The 18,657-nt window shown below is 71.2% G+C and carries 16 protein-coding genes; 7 read left to right on the top strand and 9 right to left on the bottom strand.

Annotated features, from left to right (window positions below; genetic code table 11):
- Window positions 1–594 precede the first annotated feature (594 nt).
- Both ADL22_RS30450 and ADL22_RS30445 read left to right on the top strand, forming a co-directional pair.
- Window positions 595–1,494: an aminoglycoside phosphotransferase family protein gene (locus ADL22_RS30450; RefSeq protein ID WP_066987146.1), complete on the top strand. Its 900-nt coding sequence runs from the start codon at window positions 595–597 to the stop codon at window positions 1,492–1,494.
- 231 nt (window positions 1,495–1,725) lie between these two features.
- Complete coding sequence (locus ADL22_RS30445; protein ID WP_107116446.1) at window positions 1,726–3,261, top strand: MFS transporter; 1,536 nt, start codon at window positions 1,726–1,728, stop codon at window positions 3,259–3,261.
- Between the two features lie 14 nt (window positions 3,262–3,275).
- On the opposite strand, the gene ADL22_RS30440 is transcribed toward ADL22_RS30445, so the two are convergent.
- Both ADL22_RS30440 and ADL22_RS30435 read right to left on the bottom strand, forming a co-directional pair.
- On the bottom strand, window positions 3,276–3,953 hold the full coding sequence (locus ADL22_RS30440; protein ID WP_066987297.1) for a CatB-related O-acetyltransferase: 678 nt from the start codon (window positions 3,951–3,953) through the stop codon (window positions 3,276–3,278).
- A 76-nt stretch (window positions 3,954–4,029) separates the two neighbouring features.
- The gene (locus tag ADL22_RS30435) at window positions 4,030–4,467 is read right to left on the bottom strand and encodes a VOC family protein (protein WP_066987139.1); all 438 of its coding nucleotides are present in this window, start codon (window positions 4,465–4,467) and stop codon (window positions 4,030–4,032) included.
- Between the two features lie 72 nt (window positions 4,468–4,539).
- Here ADL22_RS30435 and ADL22_RS30430 point away from each other — a divergent pair, with 72 nt between their 5' ends.
- On the top strand, window positions 4,540–5,583 hold the full coding sequence (locus ADL22_RS30430; RefSeq protein WP_079064541.1) for a helix-turn-helix transcriptional regulator: 1,044 nt from the start codon (window positions 4,540–4,542) through the stop codon (window positions 5,581–5,583).
- 56 nt (window positions 5,584–5,639) lie between these two features.
- Here the strand turns inward: ADL22_RS30430 and ADL22_RS30425 are convergent, their stop codons facing one another.
- The 7 genes from ADL22_RS30425 to ADL22_RS30395 form a co-directional block, all read right to left on the bottom strand.
- Window positions 5,640–5,987, bottom strand: a complete 348-nt coding sequence (locus ADL22_RS30425; RefSeq protein WP_199836409.1) for a cytochrome C oxidase subunit I — start codon at window positions 5,985–5,987, stop codon at window positions 5,640–5,642.
- A 16-nt stretch (window positions 5,988–6,003) separates the two neighbouring features.
- Window positions 6,004–7,701 carry a cytochrome c oxidase subunit I gene (gene ctaD, locus ADL22_RS30420; protein WP_066987136.1) on the bottom strand — a complete coding sequence of 566 codons (1,698 nt, stop codon included), beginning with the start codon at window positions 7,699–7,701 and terminating at the stop codon, window positions 6,004–6,006.
- A gap of 278 nt (window positions 7,702–7,979) precedes the next feature.
- Window positions 7,980–8,396 carry a CBS domain-containing protein gene (locus tag ADL22_RS30415; RefSeq protein ID WP_066987133.1) on the bottom strand — a complete coding sequence of 139 codons (417 nt, stop codon included), beginning with the start codon at window positions 8,394–8,396 and terminating at the stop codon, window positions 7,980–7,982.
- Between the two features lie 50 nt (window positions 8,397–8,446).
- Entirely contained in the window at window positions 8,447–9,013 is a 567-nt protein-coding gene (locus ADL22_RS30410; RefSeq protein ID WP_066987130.1) for a hemerythrin domain-containing protein, read from the bottom strand.
- Between the two features lie 169 nt (window positions 9,014–9,182).
- Window positions 9,183–9,479: a general stress protein gene (locus tag ADL22_RS37050; RefSeq protein ID WP_066987127.1), complete on the bottom strand. Its 297-nt coding sequence runs from the start codon at window positions 9,477–9,479 to the stop codon at window positions 9,183–9,185.
- Between the two features lie 215 nt (window positions 9,480–9,694).
- Window positions 9,695–11,710 (bottom strand): FAD-dependent oxidoreductase, encoded by a 2,016-nt coding sequence (locus tag ADL22_RS30400; protein WP_079064540.1) that lies wholly within the window; start codon window positions 11,708–11,710, stop codon window positions 9,695–9,697.
- Window positions 11,711–11,837: 127 nt separating this feature from the next.
- Window positions 11,838–12,479, bottom strand: coding sequence for a class I SAM-dependent methyltransferase (locus tag ADL22_RS30395; protein ID WP_066987123.1), 642 nt, complete (start codon window positions 12,477–12,479; stop codon window positions 11,838–11,840).
- A gap of 282 nt (window positions 12,480–12,761) precedes the next feature.
- On the opposite strand from ADL22_RS30395, the gene ADL22_RS30390 reads away from it, so the two are divergent.
- From ADL22_RS30390 to ADL22_RS30375, 4 genes are all read left to right on the top strand, one after another.
- The gene (locus tag ADL22_RS30390; RefSeq protein ID WP_066987120.1) at window positions 12,762–13,769 is read left to right on the top strand and encodes a phospholipase D-like domain-containing protein; all 1,008 of its coding nucleotides are present in this window, start codon (window positions 12,762–12,764) and stop codon (window positions 13,767–13,769) included.
- Window positions 13,770–13,973: 204 nt separating this feature from the next.
- On the top strand, window positions 13,974–14,654 hold the full coding sequence (locus ADL22_RS30385) for a hypothetical protein (protein WP_066987117.1): 681 nt from the start codon (window positions 13,974–13,976) through the stop codon (window positions 14,652–14,654).
- A gap of 85 nt (window positions 14,655–14,739) precedes the next feature.
- Window positions 14,740–15,738 carry an HD domain-containing protein gene (locus ADL22_RS30380; RefSeq protein WP_066987114.1) on the top strand — a complete coding sequence of 333 codons (999 nt, stop codon included), beginning with the start codon at window positions 14,740–14,742 and terminating at the stop codon, window positions 15,736–15,738.
- A gap of 233 nt (window positions 15,739–15,971) precedes the next feature.
- Window positions 15,972–18,644: a SpoIIE family protein phosphatase gene (locus ADL22_RS30375; protein ID WP_079064539.1), complete on the top strand. Its 2,673-nt coding sequence runs from the start codon at window positions 15,972–15,974 to the stop codon at window positions 18,642–18,644.
- Window positions 18,645–18,657: the final 13 nt, after the last annotated feature.

Raw genomic sequence — 18,657 nt, 5'->3', positions numbered from 1 at the left:
GGACGAGACACGCATACCGTGCCACGGGTGATCGGGCGCGGCTGGCCGCAGTCGCCCGGCGAGTTCGCGGCGCAGGCCGGCGGGCAGGGTCGCGCTGCGGGCGGCCAGGCGGAACTCCCCGTCCGGGGTGTAGCGGCCGAGCAGTACGGTGTCCGGGCCGGTGAGCGTCCCGGTGACCGCGCCGATGATGGCCTCGGCGGTGTCCCGGTGCCGGCGCGGTGGAGCAGGTCGAACGCGATGAAGTGGGACGGCTGCGTGCGGGCCAGTCGGGCCGTGGTGCCGGGTCTGCGGCTGATGCGCTGCTGGAGTGCGCCGAAGTCCAGCCGCCCCTCCCGGTAGGTGATCACCTCGCCGTCGAGGACGGCGTCTGGGGTGCGTAAAAGGGCGGGTGGCCTGCGGGGCGGCGGCGTAAGGGGTGCTGTGCGGTGGGCGAAGAGACGGACGAGGCCGAGCGGCTGCCCCGGCTCGGCGCGGCGCTGCGGCAGGCCCACGAGGAGCTGGACGGCGAGCGTCTGCGGGAGCTGTCGGCGCACCAGCACCGGCTTGGGAGCTGTTCCGCCCGCCCCGCCTGCCGCCTCAGTACTGTGACGTCACATGACCGACGCCGAGATCGAGATCACCGCGGACCTGGTCCGCGATCTGCTGCGGGAGCAACATCCAGACCTTGCAGGGCTGGCCATCCGCGAGGTGGCGGGCGGCTGGGGCAACCACATGTGGCGTCTCGGGGACGAGTTGGCCGTGCGCATGCAGCGCATGGACCCCACCCCGGAACTCCAGCTCAAGGAGCGGCGGTGGCTACCCGCGCTGGCTCCGCGCCTGCCGCTCCCGGTGCCGACTCCGGTGCGGTTCGGCGAACCGTCCGAGCGCTTCCCCAAACACTGGACCGTGATGACGTGGGTTCCCGGCGAGCCGCTGGACCACGGCTCGATCAGCCGCGGCGCCCACGCGGCCGACACGCTGGCGGGCTTCCTCCGGGCGCTCCATGTGGAGGCGCCCGCCGAGGCGCCGATCGCTGCGGACCGCGGCACCCATCCCAAGGACTGCACGGACGGCTTCGAGAAGCTCTTCCAGGCCGTTGCCCTCGACGGCTTCGCTGCCGACGTCCGGGCCGTCTGGGACGACGCCGTGGCGGCCCCCGCGTGGGAGGGCCCGCGGGTGTGGGTGCATGGCGACCTCCATCCCGCGAACGTCGTCGTCTCGGACGGAACGCTCGCGGGCATCGTCGACTTCGGTGACTTGTTCGCCGGCGACCCGGCGTGGGACCTCGCCGCCGCATGGGTGCTGCTGCCGGCGGGTACGGCCTCACGGTTCTTCGACATGTACGCGCACGCGGACGAGGCGGCGATCCGGCGCGCCCGCGGGCTGGCCGCGATGAAGAGCCTCTTCCTGATGCTCATGGGACAGAACGGAGATCGGGGCCTCCCCGGCGGCAAGCCGAACTGGGGACCTCTAGGCCGGGCGGCACTCGACCGTGTTCTGAAGGGCGCTTCCTGACCGCCTCTCGCCCGCCCGCCTGTCCCTCCCGGCCCGCGCCAGCCGCGCCCAGCCGCCCCTGACCGCCCCCGTCCGCACTCCGGCGCGCGGTACGCGGCGACCGCGCGAGCGCGGGCCGTTCCGTGCGCCCCGGTGCGCCTCAACGCGCATATCCGGTGCCGCCGCCACTCGTTGTACGTCATGACAGAAGGCGACATGTCGTGACACGGCGAGTGAGCGAAGGCGGCACAGATGACGGCAGCAGCGGAGACAGGCCCGGGCGGAACGGCGGGCGAGAACGCCACGGAGGAGAGCGGTCCGGAGGAGAGAACAGCGGCGGAAAGAGCGCCGGGCACAGGAGCCGGGGCAGGGGCGGGGGCGGGAACAGGAGCAGGAGCAGGATCACGACCGGAAACAGGAGCGGCAACGGACACGGCAACGGGAACGGAAACGGACACGGGTGACCCGCCCGGCCCGCCCGCCGTCCGCACAGTCGCCCGCCGCCTCCTCCCCCTCCTCTTCGTCCTCTACGTGGTCAACTTCCTCGACCGCGCCAACATCGGCGTCGCCGCCCTGGCCATGAACGCCGAACTCCACCTCACCACCACCGCGTACGGAACGGCCGCCGGCATCTTCTTCATCGGCTATCTCGCCTTCCAGGTCCCGGCTGCCTGGGCCCTCAACCGGTTCGGCGCCCGCCGCTGGCTGGCCGGCGTGATCACCGCCTGGGGCCTGTGCTCGGCGGCCACGGCGTTCGTCACCGAAGCCCGCGGCCTGTATCTGGCCCGCTTCCTCCTCGGACTGGCCGAGGCGGGCTTCTTCCCCGGGGTCGTCGCCTATCTGACCACGTGGTTCCCGGCCCGCCGGCGCACCCGCGCCCTGGCGGCGTTCCTGCTGGCCATCCCCATCGCCACCGCCATCGGCCTGCCGACTTCCGGTCTGCTGGTGGAACATGCCGGCCTCTTCGGGTTCAGCGGCTGGCGGTCGATGTTCCTGATCGAGGGCGCGCCCGCCGTCGTCCTCGGGATCGCGGCCCTCCGCCTCCTGCCCGACTCACCGGACCGGGCAGCCTGGCTGACGACCGCCCAACGCCGGGAACTGGCAAGCGAGTTGGCGCACGACGCGCCGCCCGCTCGCACGGGCGGCACCGTCGTCCGCCGCGTCGCCCACTTCGCACTCGTCCAGGCGGGTATGGCCTTCGGCGCCTACTCCCTGCAGTTCTTCCTCCCGCAGGTCCTCACCGCCCTCTTCCCCGGCGCGCACACCTCCGGCGTCTCCGCGCTCGCCGCCCTCCCGTACGCGGTCGCCGTACCGGTCATGCTCCTCTGGAGCCGCTACGGCGACCGGGTCGGCCACCGGACATCGCTGATCACCGGGCCCATCGCGGCCTCCGCCCTCGCCGCCGCCTGCGCCGCGGTCTCCCGCCTCCCCCTCCTCACTCTGGCCGCGCTCACCGTGATGGTGGCGGCGAACCTCGCCGCGGTGCCCGCCCTCTGGAGCCGCTGCACCGGCGCCCTGGCCGGCCGGCACGCGGCGACCGCCATCGCCGGCGTCAACGCGCTCGCCAACATCGCCAGTTTCGCCGGCCCGTCCGTCACCGGGCGCCTCGCCGACACCACCGGCGGCTACCCGGCGGTCTACGCGGTCATCGCCTGCGTCATGGCGACCTCCTGGGCGGCAGCCCGCCGCCTGCCCGCCCCACCGAAGCCGGTGGCCGTCGTACCGCCACAGGCCGCACCGCCGCCCCAACCCTCACCCACGACCCTGCCGGACGGCACGACCGGCTGACCGGGGCGTACGCCCTACGCTACGGGCGGCGCATGCCCAGCCGCCGCCTTCTCCAACTCCTCAACGCTGCCCGACATGATCGTCCGGGCGTGTTCCGTGATCCGCTCCAGCGGCCAGTCCCACCAGGCCACGGCCAGCAGGCGCGCGATGTCGGCGTCGCTGTAGCGGCGGCGGATGAGCCGGGCCGGATTACCGCCGACGATGCCGTAGTCGGGGACGTCGTCCACCACCACGGAGCCGGACGCGATGATCGCGCCGTGCCCGATCCGCACACCAGGCATCACCATCGACCGGTAACCGAACCAGACATCGTGGCCCACCACAGTGTCCCCCCGCCCGGCCAGTCCGGTGATGAGATCGAAGTGCTCGGCCCAGGGCCCGCCCATGATGGGGAACGGGAACGTCGAGGGCCCGTCCATCCGGTGGTTGGCCCCGTTCATGATGAACCGCACGCCCTCGCCCAGCGCGCAGAACTTCCCGATGACCAGCCGCTCCGGCCCGTAGTGGTACAGCACATTGCGGGTCTCGAACGCGGTCGGGTCATCGGGATCGTCGTAGTACGAGAAGTCGCCGACCTCGATCAGCGGTGAGGTGATCAACGGCTTCAGCAACACCACCCGCGGCTGATCGGGCATCGGATGCACCACGTTGGGATCGGGGTTGGGACCGACGGGAACGGGCGACGACGTCATGGTCATTACGTCCTTCTTGACAAGTTGGGAGGATCAGCTGACTGGCACATGCCCCTCCCAGACGCTACGCCACTCCTCACACCAGCGTCGTGATGCAGAACGGATGCCCCGCCGGATCCAGCAGGACCCGCCACCGCTCCGGCTGGGGCTGGAAATCGGGCTTCTCGGCGCCAAGAGCCAGCAGATGGGCCTCGGCCGCGTCCACGTCATCAACGCCCAACTCCATATGCGCCTGCTTCTCCTGGGACGGGTCAGGCCAGGTGGGACGGCGGTAGTCGGCCAGCCGGTTGAAGCCCAGTCCGGCCGCGCCCTCCTGCCCGAGCAGGACGAAGTCGTCCGTGGAGTAGGCCACCGGCAGACCGAGAACCTCACCGTAGAAGCGGGCCAGTTCGGCCGGGTCGGCACAGTCGAACGTCACCGCCGCGTACCGAAAGACAGGCGCGGAACCAGTCTCCGCGCTGTCCGCACTGCCCGTCGTCGTTTCCGTGGCTGCTGCCACTTTCTCCGTGTTCATGGAGAGGACGCTACGACGGGACCAGGACAGTTCCGGTCCGGGTCATCCGAACTGTGTGGAAGACTTCGGAAAATGATCAGCGCCTCCGCCCGCCTGCTGCGGTTGATCGCCTTGCTGGCCGCCCGGCCGTCGTGGACCTGCGCCGAACTGGCCGACCGGATGGCGGTCACCGACCGCACCGTGCGGCGGGACATCGCCAAGCTCCGGGAGCTCGGTTACGCCATCGAGTCCGACCCCGGCCCCTGGGGCGGCTACCGCCTCCGCGCCGGTTCCCGGGTCCCGCCGCTGATCCTCGATGACGAGGAGGCGCTCGCCGTCGCCATCGGCTTGCGCCAGGCGGCGCTGAGCGGCGCACTCGGCGGCGACCAGGCGGCCCTGTCCGCACTCCTGAAGCTCCGTCAGGTGCTCCCCAAGCGGATCGCGGACCGGCTGGGCGATATGGACGCCGCCTTCGTACACACCCCCAGGCCCGACGAGCCGCAGATCCCGCCAGGCATGCTCCTGGAACTGGCCACCGCCTGCCGCCGCGGCGAACGCGCCCGCCTGTCGTACCGCGACAGGACAGGCAACGCCACCGTCCGCGACGTCGACCCGTACCGCCTCGTCCACACCGGACGCCGGTGGTACTTCGTCGCCCGGGACGTGACGCGGGGCCAGTGGCGCACCTTCCGCGCCGACCGGGTCAATCAACTCCAGCCCACCGGGCGCCCGGTGGAACTCCTCGACCCACCCGACCCGGCCCGGCTCGTCTCCCGCTCCATAGCCACCGGCCCCTACCCCCTCCAAGCCACGATCCGCCTCCCCCTCCCCATGGACCAGGCACTCCGCCTGATCCCCTCGACGGTCGGCAGCCACCGCCCGGACGGCCCCGACGCCACGATCGTCGACATCGGCGGCCCCGACCCGGACGGCCTCGCCGCCTATCTCCTCGGCCTGGCCACCCCCCTCCGCGTCCTGACCCCCGACGCCGTACGACGCGCCCTCGTCCGCCGCACTCAGCACCTCCTCACCGCCAACGCCAACGAGAACGACGGCGCGAACGAGAACGACGGCGCTAACGACGGCGGAAACGATGACGCCAACGACGCTGCGCCCGGCGAGCCCTCACCCCAGTAACGGCCCTTGCCTAGGGGGTGTCCGCAAAGTCACGCCTCCCGCCCCGGCCCCCGGCGTCACGCCAGATACAGCAGCGTGGCGAGGAGGCCCAGGCCGGCGCAGGTGGCCAGGGTCAGGGCGAGGCAGCGGTGGCGCAGGTGGCGGTAGCGGGATTCGTACTCGGTGCGGAGGGAGCGGCAGCGCGCGGCGATGCGTTCGAGGTCTCGCTGGGCGCGGTGGAGGCTGTCGTCCACATAACGCTGTTCGATCTCGACGCGCTGCGAGGTCGTCAGCCATTCCAGCGGGCGGACGAATTCCCGCGCCCGCTGTTCCGCCTCGCTGATCCTGGCCTGCCAGAGCAGATAGCCCTCGACCTCATTGCTCAGGCGTTCGGCGTCGATGCGTTGGTTCGGCGTCCCGCTCACGGGTGTCCTCGATCGGTCATCGCCGGACTTGGTGGGGGGTCGCGGCCGCCTCCACGCTCGCGATGTCCGGGTGGTGCAGATCGAACGCCGGGGATTCGCTGCGGACTCGCGGCAGGGCGACGAAATTGTGCCGCGGGGGCGGGCAGGACGTGGCCCATTCCAGCGAGCGGCCGTAGCCCCACGGGTCGTCCACTCCCACCGGCTCACCGTATTTGGCGGTCTTCCAGACGTTGTAGAGGAACGGCAGCATGGACGCGCCGAGCAGGAAGGAGCCGATGGTGGAGACCGTGTTGAGGGCGGTGAATCCGTCGGCGGCCAGATAGTCGGCGTAGCGGCGCGGCATCCCTTCCGCGCCCAGCCAGTGCTGCACCAGGAACGTGGTGTGGAATCCGACGAACAGCGTCCAGAAGGTGATCTTGCCGAGCCGTTCGTCCAGCATCTTCCCGGTCCACTTCGGCCACCAGAAGTGGAATCCGGCGAACATCGCGAAGACGACCGTGCCGAAGACGACGTAATGGAAGTGGGCCACGACGAAGTACGAGTCGGAGACGTGGAAGTCCATGGGCGGGGAGGCCAGGATCACGCCCGTCAGACCACCGAAGAGGAAGGTCACGAGGAATCCGACGGCCCACAGAATCGGCGTTTCGAAGGAGAGGGCGCCCTTCCACATGGTGCCGATCCAGTTGAAGAACTTCACCCCGGTCGGGACCGCGATGAGGAAGGACATGAAGGAGAAGAACGGCAGCAGGACGCCGCCGGTGACGAACATATGGTGCGCCCAGACGGTGATCGAGAGGCCCGCGATGGAAATCGTCGCGGCGATCAGGCCGATGTAGCCGAACATCGGCTTCCGGGCGAACACCGGGATGACTTCGCTGATGATGCCGAAGAACGGCAGGGCGATGATGTACACCTCGGGGTGCCCGAAGAACCAGAAGAGGTGCTGCCACAGCAGGGCGCCGCCGTTGGCCGTGTCGAAGACATGGGCGCCGTATTTGCGATCCGCCTCCAGCGCCAGCAGCGCCCCCGCCAGGACGGGGAAGGCGAATAGGACCAGGACGCCGGTGAGCAGCACATTCCAGGTGAAGATCGGCATCCGGAACATCGTCATGCCGGGGGCGCGCATGCAGATGATGGTGGTGACGAAGTTGACCGACCCCAGGATCGTGCCGAAACCGGAGAACGCCAGGCCCATGACCCACATATCGCCGCCGATATTCGGCGAGAAGACGTCATTCGTCAGCGGGGAATACGCGAACCAGCCGAAGTCGGCGGCGCCCTGCGGAGTGAGGAACGCCGCCACCGCGATCAGCGAGCCGAAGAGGTACAGCCAGTAGGCGAACATGTTCAGGCGGGGGAAGGCCACGTCCGGCGCGCCGATCTGCAGCGGCATGATCCAGTTCGCGAAGCCGGCGAAGAGCGGTGTGGCGAACATCAGCAGCATGGCCGTGCCGTGCATGGTGAACGCCTGGTTGAACTGCTCCTTGGAAATGATCTGGAGCCCCGGCCGCGCCAACTCGGCCCGCATCACCAGCGCCAGCACTCCGCCGACGAGGAAGAACGCGAACGACGTCGCCAGATACAGCGAGCCGATGACCTTGTGATCGGTGGTCGTCAGCCACTTCACCACGACCAGACCGGGCCGCTTCCGCCGGACCGGTACGTCACGTTCGCGGGTGGCGGCCGACCCCGTGGGGTCGTTGAGAATGCTCACAATTCCTGGGTCTCCCGATAGGCGGTGCACCGAAGCCGTGGCGTCTGCCAGCCGCCATTTTTCCGACGCGGAAGATCACCGGCGGCCCCCGGCGGCCGACACGCGGCCCTCACCCGACAGCCGCACGCGAATGGAGCAATTCATCAGCGCAGTGATGCGGAAATGCCGGGAATTGGTCAGGGGGGCGGCCGGGCACGGCGGTCCGGACGTGCTCGGACGCCGCGCGGGCGGCGGCCGCAGGGCCTGGTGCGCGGCGTTCCGAGGCGGGCGGGGGCCCGTCAGGCGGAGAGGGCTTCGAGGAGGTCGCCCACGCGGGGGTCGGGCAGGGCGCGGGCGACGTCGGCCTGGGCGACGATGCCGACCAGGCGGTGCCCGTCGATCACCGGCAGGCGGCGCACCTTGTGGGAGGTCATGGTGCGCAGGATCTCGTCGGCGCTGTCGTCCGCGCCGATGGTCACGGCCTCGCCCTGGGCCAGTTCGCCGGCCGTGGTGTGCTCGGGGTCCTTGCCCTGGGCCAGGACCTTCACCACGATGTCTCGGTCGGTGAGCATGCCCTTGAGCCGGTCATCGGTCCCGCAGACCGGCAGGGCGCCGACGTCCAGGCCGGCCATCTTGCGGGCCGCCTCCGCGACCGTGTCCTGCTCGCCGATGCACTCGGCGTCCGGCGTCATGATCTGCCGTGCGGTGGTGCTCATGATCGTCCTTTCGCTGTGATGGGAGGGAGAGGGAGGAGGGGCGGGGCGGGTCAGTGGGCGGCGCGGCCGGTCAGGTGGTCGCGGAGGCGGTCGACCAGGCCGGCGCCCGGCGCGAGGATCTTGTTGGCGGGCGGGGTGTCCGGCGCCGACGGATGCGGACGCGTCGGTGCGGTCTTCTTGGCCTTGCGGACCTGCTCGCCCAGATCCTCAAGGGTCTGCGGGCTGCAAGATGCCGCGAGCAGGGGGAAGAGGCGGTCCTCCTCGTCCCGGACGTGCGCGGTGACCGCGGCCTTCACCTCCGCCACCAGCGCGTCGAAGCGGGCGTCATCGGCCTCGCGGCCCTCCAGGTCCTTGAGCAGCCGCTCGACCTGGCTGTGGTCCTCGATCTCCTTGTCCGCCAGGGAATCCGCGTCGGCGACGTGCTCGCGGACCGCCGGGTAGAGGTACTGCTCCTCGGCGACCGAGTGGCGTACCAGCTCCACCGTCAGCTCGTCCGCCAGCTCCCGGCGGCGCTTGTCCCCGACGGGCTGCGCCTCGATCCGGGTGAACAGCGCGTCCACCTCGCGGTGGTCCTTCGTCAGCTCGGCGATGACATTTCCGTCGTGTCCCGGTCCCATACCGGCTCCTTTCGGCGTTGGGTGCGGGGACGCGTACGCGCGGGCGGCAGTGGTTCCGTACGCGTCGCGTCCATCCGTCCGTAGGCGGGAGGTCAGGCCGCAGGCGCACGCCGGCGTCTGCGGCCTGACGCGGAGGAGGGGGCCCAGAGGCTACGGGCCCGGCCCCTCCTTACCGGCCACCGCCGCTTTCCTTGCCGCCCTTGCGGCCCGCCTCCGCGGCCCGCTCGCGGTCGTTGGCGAAGTTGCCGCCGCTTTCCTGGCCGCCCTTGTGGCCGGCCTCGGCGGCGCGCTGCGGGTCGTTGGCGAAGTTGCCGCTGCTCTCCTGGCCGCCCTTGTGGCCGGCCTCCGAGGCGCGCTGGGGATCGTTGGCGAAGTTCCCGCCGCTCTCGTGGCCGCCCTTGCGGCCGGCCTCGGCGGCCCGCTCACGGTCGTTGGCGAAGTTGCCCGGGTTGTTGGACGCAGCCATGGTTGGTCCTTCCCTTCTGTGGTGGCGTACTTCCTTCCAACCACGCACGTGCCCGACACTCCCACCCATATGCACCCTGATTTCCGAAGCGGGCGCGGGGCCGGACAGGCACCCAGGCACGCACCGTCCCCACCACGGCGCGAGGGCCCCTCCCCGAGCCGGGAAGGGACCCTTGGGCCCTGGCCCCTGAGTGGGCCCTGGATGTGGTCTGCCTGTCAGCGGATGTGGGCCTGCAAGGCGGTCCGGACGGCCGATTCGAGGGCGCCCTCGATCCAGGCAGGCTTGATGGAGGTGTGGTCCCCCGCGAAGTGCAGCGGCCCCTCGGACGTGGGGATGTCGGGGAACAGCTCGGCGTGCTGGCCGGGGAAGAGCACGGACGCCTCACCGTAGGCGTAGTGGTCGCGCATCCAGGACTGCGTCTTGCACTTGTTGGTGAAGAAGACCTCGCACCGGCGGCCGTAGATCTGCTGGATGCCGGCGAGCGCGCGCAGATACCGCTCGTCGTCGGCGAACGCGTCCCACTTCAGGGCGTCGTCGGACCAGCTGTACGAGGCGAGGATGACGCCGCCCTTGCCCACTTCCGTACCGCCGGAGTGCTCGAAGTACACGAAGCGGTTGGCGTTGTCGCTCACCGAGCCGCCGCCACGGGTGTGCGCGGCCTCCGGATCGCTGCCGGCCGCCGGGCGGAAGGGGGCGAAGCAGTGCTTGAGCGCGGCGGGGATCGTCACCCCGAGGTCCTTCACGGACTGGTGCGCGCCGAGATACCTGCCGTCCTTGACCGCGCCCGCCTTGTACTTGTCGTAGAGCCTGTCCTCGATGGAGTTCAGCGCGGTCTTCCAGTCGGCCTCGGTGAACTCCCACCAGCGGCGGGAGAATTCCAGCAGGATCTTCGTCGCGGCGTCGTAGTGGAGTTCCGTGATGGCCCGGCGCTTGCCGTAGCTGAGCGGAGGGTCGAAGGGTACGTGCCGCAGTCCGGAGAACGGGACGGTGATGATCGCCTCGTCGCCCTCGAAGACCTCCGTGGCACCCCCCTGCCCGGTCTGGCACTTCTCGGAAACGGTGTGCACCCGGACCTTGGAGCCGCTGCGCTCGACGCGTACCGCGCGCCGGTCGAGCTTCACCTTGCCCGCCACCGGCTTGTAGAGCGCGTCGGCGAACAGGGCCGTACCGCCCCTGATCTCCCAGAACTTCGTCTTGGGGTCGATCAGGGCGCTGGAGAAGAAGCTGTGGAGGAAGGAGAGGTGCAGGCGGGAGGTGAGATTCTGGATCGTGCCGATGAGGTCGATGGTCCTGGTGTCGAGCCCGGCAACCTCGGTGAGGTAGCGGTACATCGACCAGTTGCCCCACTTCTCCAGGACCTCCACCCACCCCTTGACCAGGGCCGTTCCCTCCTTGCCCCGGATGAGCCGGAACGCCGGCTCCAGGGCGTCCGCGAGGATGGCGGCGGCGGTCCTGGTGCGGTTGGCGCCGGTGACGCCGAAGGTGCCGTTGATCTTCGCGGGGCTCTTCTCGTAATCGGCGCGGCGCATATGGACGCCGTTGACGTGGATCCAGGTGCGGTTGGCCCGCTTCGACGGATCCCCGACCTCCACGTCCACCAGGTAGAACTCCTGGAGCGGCAGGCCGTGCTTCCGCAGCAGCGCCATCAGGAGGGGATGGCTGTCGGGCAGCCGCATGGCGCCCGCCTCGGCGTACTGCTGGGGATCGGCGAAGGGCTGCTCGCCCTTCTCGTGGCCGCCCTTGCGGAACGTCTTGATACGGCCGCCGACGCGGTTGTCGTTGGCCTCGATCACGACGACGTCGTGGCCGGCGCGGTTGAGCAGATCGGCGGCGAGCAGACCGGCCGGTCCGGCGCCGACCACCAGGACGCGTTTGGTCGGCTTGCCCGGGCGGGCGGGCAGACCGTCCTTGATGATCTTCAAGTAGGTCGGTACGAGGGGCTTGTCGTGCTCGTCGTAGACGGCGATGGCGCGGGCCACCGTCGTGAGTGCCTTGCGGTCAATGCCGGGCGGTACGTCGGCCGGCGCCACCGCGGGGGCGGTGCCGGGGCTCAGCGCGGTCGCGGGCGCGGCGGAGGCCAGCCCGGTGGCGAGTCCGGCGGCGAGCGCCGAGGCACCGGTCGCCGCGACGACGGAACGGCGCGAGGGCGTGCCCACGGCCGAGGCGTCCGTGCCTGGCGCCCGCGTGACCGGTGCGTCGGTGTCCGGGGTGCTCACATCGTGTGTATCCATGGCGCATCACTCTTGGCATGCGGCTGATGTGGTGGAAGGACATTCACACGGATGGGAACGGTAAACCACCCTGAGGAGGGCAACCATCCGCTGGTGCAAGGGAGTTGACGAGTGTCCGGACCCGCGGTCACTCGCCCCTGCGCAGCAGGAGATGGCCCCGGCGGAACCGTTCCCCCTCGCCCGGCTCCCGGAGCATCCGGCCTACTTCGGTGAACCCGGCCTCGGCCGCCAGCGCCGCCAACTCCCCGATCGGCCAGCGGTACGCCGTCGTCACCTTGTGGTCGAACGCCGAGACCGGCCCGCCCTCCGATTCGAAGAAGGCGAGGAGGAGAAGGCCGCCGGCGGCGAGCACCCGCCGGAACTCCGCGAGACAGCCCGGTATTTCCCGCGGGGGCGTGTGGATGACCGAATACCAGGACACGACCCCGTTCAGCGTGCCGTCGGCCAGGTCCAGGGCGTCCATGGAACCGACCTCGAACCGCAGGTCGGGATGGGCCTCGCGGGCGAAGTCGAGCATCGCCGGCGACAGGTCGACGCCGAAGACGTCCAGTCCCAGGTCCCGCAGGTGCGCGGTCACCTCCCCGGTGCCGCACCCCAGCTCCGCGACGGGTCCGGGGCCGGTGGCCCGTACGTACTCGGCGAACGCGGCGAGCACCGCGCGGTCCAACGGCAGGGAATCCAGGTAATCACGGGCGAACTCGGCATAGCGGGCGGCCATGGCGTCGTAGGCGCCGGCGGTCGTGCCGAGGTAGGAGGAAGGTTCAGTCACGAGCGAGGACCCTATCCCGCCGCGCGGCCCTGGCCGGATCGCCGGTCGCCGCTCGCCCCTCGCCGGTCGCTGCTCGATGACCGGTGGCCGCCGCGCGCTGGGTCACGGGCAGTCAATGCCGGGTTGAGGCCGCACACTTGCCGCCTTACCAGACCGCGACAGTGTCTTGTCCAACTGCTGCCCTGGTGTTCACCCAACTGGGATTCCGCGGGCCCGGGCGCCGTGCCTTACTGGGTGCGCTACGCGCGTTGCGCGCATCCTTCGACCACGTCAGGAGTCCCGGTGAGCCCCACCCACCGCCGCCTCATCCCAGCCCTGGCCGCAGGCGCCCTGGCCGCGACCGGCGCCCTCGTGCCGCCCGCCACCACCCACGCCGCGAGCGCCTACTCCCTGGTCGTCCTGCCGGACCAGAAGCAGGGCCCGATCCACGACTTCGTGAACTCGGCGAAGAAGTCGATCGACGTGACAATCTACGAGCTGCGCGACACCACTCTCGTCAACGACCTGGTCAAGAAGCAGCAGGCGGGAGTCAAGGTCCGGGTGGTCTTCGACTCCCAGCACGCGTCCATCGACGGCGCCGCCTACAAGGCGCTCTCCGCGGCCGGCGCCGGAGTGACGTACTCCTCGTCGGCGTACGTCTACACCCACCAGAAGACGATCACCGTCGACGGCGCCACGTCGTACATCAGCACCGGCAACTTCGACACCAAGTACTACGCGACCTCCCGCGACTACGGTGTCTTCGACTCCGACAAGGCCGATGTCGCGGCGATCGAGAAGGTCTTCGAGGCCGACTACGCGAAGACCTCCGTCACCCCCGGCGACGGTACCGACCTGGTCTGGTCGCCCACCGACTCGCAGACCCGCCTGCTGGCCCTGATCAAGGGGGCGAAGCGCAGCCTCGACGTGCAGCAGGAGGAGTTCGGGGACGCCGCGCTGGTCAACGCGGTGGTCGCGGACGCGAAGCGCGGCGTCACCGTGCGCGTCGTCGCCGAGAACCAGTCCTCGAAGTACAGCAAGCGGCTGCGGCAAGTCACCGCCGCGGGCGGCAAGGTGGTCACCTACACCAGCCCCACCGGCTACTACATCCACGCCAAGGCGATCGTCGCCGACTACGGCACGCCGTCCGCGAAGGTGTTCGCCGGATCGGAGAACTTCTCCGACAACTCCCTCAACCACAACCGCGAACTCGGCCTGATCGTCGCCGACTCCGGTGTCGTCAACGGCATCGAGAAGGCGTTCAGCGCGGACTTCCGGAAGGGGTACGGCGCGCGCCGGAGTGCTACCTGAGGCTGATGCGGGGCGGCGACCGGGGAGTGAGAGCGGGGGGTTGGGAGTTACGGCTTGAGGCGGATGGGGCGGAGGGCGTCCTTCGTGAACGATGGAGGCCGGTGAAGGGCGATGGAGGTGTCGCGGTGGACGACACGTCACGATGCCGCGAAGCTCCGCCTACCGTCCCAACCTCCCAACTCCTCCCAAGTCCTGGAGACTTGCATGCCTTCCCTGTCCTCGTCCCGCAAGGCCGTGGCCGTTCTGGCCGCGCTCGCCGCGACGGTCACCGTAAGCGCCGCGACGTCCGCCACAGCGTCCGCATCCGCAGCGGCTGACCGCGGCAGCGGTAGCGGTGGTAGCGGCGCCGGCGCTCGGCAGACACCCGCCCACGCGAGTGTGACCGGCAGCGCGGAATTCGAGCTGCCGTACTACAAGGACGCCGATATCCGCTCGTTCACATTCGACGCGCACGCCGCGCCCTACAGCAATCCGCTGCCCGGAATTCCCACCGGGCTGCCCACCGACGCGCGCGGCACGGTGAAGGTGTCCCACTACTCGGCCGAACGCGGTATCACGTACACCTCCGAAGGACGCGTGGACTGCCTGGTCACCGGCCCGCACACGGCGACGCTGACCGCCGTCGTCACCAAGGTCAGCCCCGGCGGACCGCCCTGGGTGGGCAAGCGGCTGGGGTTCAGCGTCTACGACGGCGGCAGCGACCAGGGCCGGTCCCGCGACCGGGTGGGATTCTCCTGGAACGGCGTGAACCTGCTCCCGAGCGGTACCACCGAACCTCTTGAGGCCGAGGTCGGCACCTGCATGGCCCCGGCCCCGTACGCTCCCGTCACCAAGGGCGGCTACACGGTGCACCACGCCGAGCTGCCGCCGATGCCGCGAGGCTGACCGGCCCGCGACGCTGCGGGGGAGAGGGGGAGGTATGGGGTCCGGGGATGGCGCTGGGCGGCCCGTTCCGGCGAGTGTGGTGGGGGTGGCCGGGGAATTCACCGATCCGCTGTGGCGGACAGCCGTACGCCTGGCGCCTGTTGAAGTGGCGCTGCTGCGTTCCGAACCGCTCCGGCGGCTGCACTTCGTCGCCCATGGCGGGGCCTCGGCGCTCACCACGCTCCAGTCGTACTCCAGGCTGGAGCACTCCCTCGGAGTGTTCGCGCTGGTGGCGCATTTCCGCCCGGACGACGAGCCGTTGCGGGTCGCGGCGCTGGTGCACGACATCGGGCATCTGCCGCTGAGCCATACCTGTGAGGGCGTGGCCGGGCTGGATCACCATGCCTTGGGGAGGGGACTGCTCCGCAGTGAGCCGGTCCAAGGGTGCCTGGAACGGTACGGGATCGCGGTCGAGGCCGTGGTCGCCGCGCTCGGTGGCGGCCAGGCACCGTCGCCGCTGGCCAACCGGTCCGGTCTGCTGAATCTCGACCACCTCGACTCCTATGTGCGCAGCGGGCGGGCCGCCGGGTGGCTCGACGGCGATCCGGCGGCCTTGCTGCGCGGGCTCGCCCTCCAAGGCTGCGCGGTGTCGGCCGACCGGGCGGCCGCGCGCACGCTGGTCCGCCTGGTCTGTGCGGAAGCGCGGCTGCACACCTCGTGGGACAACGTGGGGCCGGTGTCGGTGGTCCGGCGGCTGGCCCGCCAACTTCTCGACAGCTCCGGGCTCGGTGCGCGGGAGCTGGCCCGGATGACTGATCCGCACCTGTGGGCCGCGTTCGACGCGTGCGCCGCCACGCGGGCGGAGAGCGCCATGGTGCGGTACGAGCCGCACCGGTTGCGGGTCGTGCCCGTGGACCGTACCGATGACCGCCGGTCCGGCGGACTCGGGGACGGCGGCGGGGGATGGGACTTCTCCCTGCGGAAGATCTACCGGTCCGCGCCGTTGGTGGAGGGTGAGCGGGTGGAGGCGGCCGCGCCTGAGCTGGCGGCGGAGTTGGCCGCTTTGCGCGAGCTGCCCACGGACTTCCGGGTGTGGTGGGGCTGAGCCTGCGGGCTGCTCGTACGTGACGGCGGGGCCGCGCTCTCCGGTGGATGTACGACGGGTCGAGGGGACGGCCGCCGGCCACCCGGGCACGACCCCGCGCGGCAACCCTTCGCGACGCCCGCCCACGCACGGTCATCCGCGCCACCGCCCCGTGCCACCGCCCACCCCGGCGCCCGGTCGGCCCCCGCCCCGCCGCCATGTTCCGCCCGACATTTCGGGGTATAGCTAGTGGTATGCGCAGTCCTCGTACGCGCAGTTCCAGCCCGGCGGAGGTGCCGTCCCGGCGGCTGCCACCGGCGCCCGAGAGTGTCGCGGTGGCCCGGGGATTCGTGCGGGCGGCGCTGGCGAACGCCGAGCCGGACGCCGTGCGCACCGCCGAGCTGCTGACCGGCGAACTGGTCACCAACGCCGTACTCCACGCCCGTACCGAGATCGAGGTCCAGGTCTCGGCCACGGACGGCCGGATCGGTGTACGGGTCACCGACCAGCGGCCGGAGCGCGGTCTGGTGCCGCACGAGCGCCACCCGTACGCCACCACCGGGCGTGGTCTGGCGCTCGTGGAGGAGCTGGCGCCCAGCCACGGCGTCGTCGTCGGCGAGGACCGCAAGACGGTGTGGTTCGACCTGTGGTCCGAGGCGTCGGCGCCGCCCGCCTCGGTCTGGGAGGCGGTGCCGCCCACCGGGCGCACCGGGACCGTGACACTGATCGATCTGCCCTACGCGCTGTACTGGGGCGCCCAGCAGCAGTGGGAAGGGCTGCTGCGCGAACTGCACCTGGTGGCGGCCACCGGGGCGTCCCCGGGCGTCCGGCCGGCGGACCTCGCCACCGCCCAGGACATCTGCGATGTGATCAGCTCCTGCATGACGGCGGCGGTCGAGCAGGAGACCCCCGACAGCGTCACGTACTCCCTGATCGTGGCGTTCCCGGCGGACGCCGCGCCGGCCGTGGCCACGCTGTCGCAGGTGCTCGACGCGGCCGAGGCGGCGGCTCAGGAGGAGGCGCTGCTCACCCTCCCGTCCCTTCCGCAGCTCCGCGCCTTCCGGCACTGGCTGCTGGACCAGATCGCCGGCCAGCTCACCGGCGCGGACCCCATGGCCTGGTCCCTGGTCCCCGGGGCGGCGGGCATCTCCTCCGCCGAACTGGCGCCCTGGGACGCCGGCGACGTCGAGGCCAGCACCGTACCGACCGTCGCCATCGACGACGGCAACCGGATCATCGCGGCGAACAGCCAGGTCGCCGACCTGCTGGGCTGGTCGTCCGGCGAACTGGTCGGCCAGAGCCTCGACGTCCTCATCCCGGAGCACCTGCGGCAGCGGCACATGGCCGCCTACACCTCGCTGATGCTCACCGGCCGGCCCCGCATCCTCGGCCGCCCCGTACCGGTCCCGGCGCAGCACCGCGACGGCCGGCTGATCCCCATCCGGCTGCTGGTGCAGACCCAGCAGGCGGTCGACGGCCGCACCGTGTTCGTCGCCCACCTCAGCCCCAGGACGATCGCGCCGCCCGCCCCGCGCGTCCCCGAGACGCACCACGGCGCGGAGGCGCGACCGCAGCCGCGGCCCGTGCACCGGCCGGCCGCGTCCCGGGCCAAGAAGGAGCACGAGGCGGAGCCGGCCGCGGCGGCCGGCGGGCCGGGCGGGGCGGCGATGCAGCGGCTGTCCCTGCTGGCCGCCACCGGCAGCGCCCTGACCAGCACGCTTGACCTGGGCGAGCGGCTGCGCCGGGTGTGCCGGGTGCTGGCCCAGCGGCTGGCGGACTGGTGCGTGGTGGATCTCATCGACGAGCACGAGCCCGGCCGGGTCGAGCGGGTCTGCGTCGTCCACCGCGATCCGCAGGCGCTGGAGCCGGGCGTCGCGCTGGGCCCGCTGCCGCCGGTGTCCGAAGCGGCGCGGGGCTCGGCCCTGGAACGGGCGCTGCGCGGCGCGGGCCCGCTGCTGCTCCCCAGCGTCTTCGAGAGCCGCCGCGGCGGCCGCGTGGACGTCCGCCACCAGGACCTCGTCGCGCAGCTCGGCGCGGACAGCGCGATCATCGCCCCGCTGCGGGCCCGCCGCCAGGTCCTCGGCGCCCTGACCCTCGTACGCGTCCACGGCGAGCACCCGTTCACCGAGGAGGACATCCTCCTCGTCGCCGAACTGGTCCGCAGTGTCGGTCTCGCCGTGGACAACGCCCGGCTGCACCGGCACACCCAGAACACCGCCGAACGCCTCCAGCGCTCCCTGCTGCCCCAGCTGCCGCACCTGGACCACCTGGAGCTGGCCGCCCGCTACGCGCCGTCCAGCTCCACCGCGCAGATCGGCGGCGACTGGTTCGACGCCTTCGAGCTGCCCACCGGCGACACCGCGCTGGTGATCGGCGACGTGGCCGGCCACGACCTCCAGGCCGCGGTGGCGATGAGCGCCCTGCGCAACATGCTGCGCGGAGTGGCCGTCGACCGCCAGGAACCGCCCGGCGAGGTGCTGCGCCGCCTGGACGTGGCCAGCCAGACCCTCTACCCGCACTCCACCGCCACCTGCATCTACGCCATGCTCAAGGGCCCGCCGGAAGGCCCCTGGGCGCTCCACCACTCGTCCGCCGGCCATCTCCCGCCGCTGCTCACCACCCGGGACGGCGACGCCCGCTATCTGGAGGACGGGCTGGGCCTGCTGATCGGGATGGACCCCGACCTGCCGCGGCCCGCGGCCTGCGATCCGCTGCCGCCGCACGCCACGCTGCTGCTCTTCACCGACGGCCTGATCGAACGCGCCGGGGAGTCCCTGGACGAGGGCATGGCCCGGCTCCGTGAGCAGACCGCGGCCCTGGCCCGGGAACCGCTGGACGTCTTCTGCGACGAGCTGATCATCAAGCTCGGGGCGGACAGCGCCGACGACATCGCGGTACTGGCGGCACGGCCGGTGCCGCTGGCGTGAACTGGACTGCCGC

It is taken from the genome of Streptomyces sp. NRRL F-4489, assembly GCF_001509485.1.
In the GTDB taxonomy this organism is placed as follows: Bacteria; Actinomycetota; Actinomycetes; order Streptomycetales; family Streptomycetaceae; genus Streptomyces.
Note: the sequence above shows the minus strand (reverse complement) of the source record. Positions and strands in the feature narration are given on the sequence as shown.

Excerpts from the sequence above, each read along its gene's own strand:
- ADL22_RS30445 (WP_107116446.1), top strand. The coding sequence starts at position 1,726 with ATGACGGCAGCAGCGGAGACAGGCCCGGGCGGAACGGCGGGCGAGAAC.
- ADL22_RS30410 (WP_066987130.1), bottom strand. The coding sequence starts at position 9,013 with ATGGGACCGGGACACGACGGAAATGTCATCGCCGAGCTGACGAAGGAC.
- ADL22_RS30385 (WP_066987117.1), top strand. The coding sequence starts at position 13,974 with ATGCCTTCCCTGTCCTCGTCCCGCAAGGCCGTGGCCGTTCTGGCCGCG.
- ADL22_RS30400 (WP_079064540.1), bottom strand. The coding sequence starts at position 11,710 with ATGGATACACACGATGTGAGCACCCCGGACACCGACGCACCGGTCACG.
- ADL22_RS30450 (WP_066987146.1), top strand. The coding sequence starts at position 595 with ATGACCGACGCCGAGATCGAGATCACCGCGGACCTGGTCCGCGATCTG.
- ADL22_RS30375 (WP_079064539.1), top strand. The coding sequence starts at position 15,972 with ATGCGCAGTCCTCGTACGCGCAGTTCCAGCCCGGCGGAGGTGCCGTCC.
- ADL22_RS37050 (WP_066987127.1), bottom strand. The coding sequence starts at position 9,479 with ATGGCTGCGTCCAACAACCCGGGCAACTTCGCCAACGACCGTGAGCGG.
- ADL22_RS30415 (WP_066987133.1), bottom strand. The coding sequence starts at position 8,396 with ATGAGCACCACCGCACGGCAGATCATGACGCCGGACGCCGAGTGCATC.
- ADL22_RS30440 (WP_066987297.1), bottom strand. The coding sequence starts at position 3,953 with ATGACGTCGTCGCCCGTTCCCGTCGGTCCCAACCCCGATCCCAACGTG.
- ADL22_RS30430 (WP_079064541.1), top strand. The coding sequence starts at position 4,540 with ATGATCAGCGCCTCCGCCCGCCTGCTGCGGTTGATCGCCTTGCTGGCC.
- ADL22_RS30435 (WP_066987139.1), bottom strand. The coding sequence starts at position 4,467 with ATGAACACGGAGAAAGTGGCAGCAGCCACGGAAACGACGACGGGCAGT.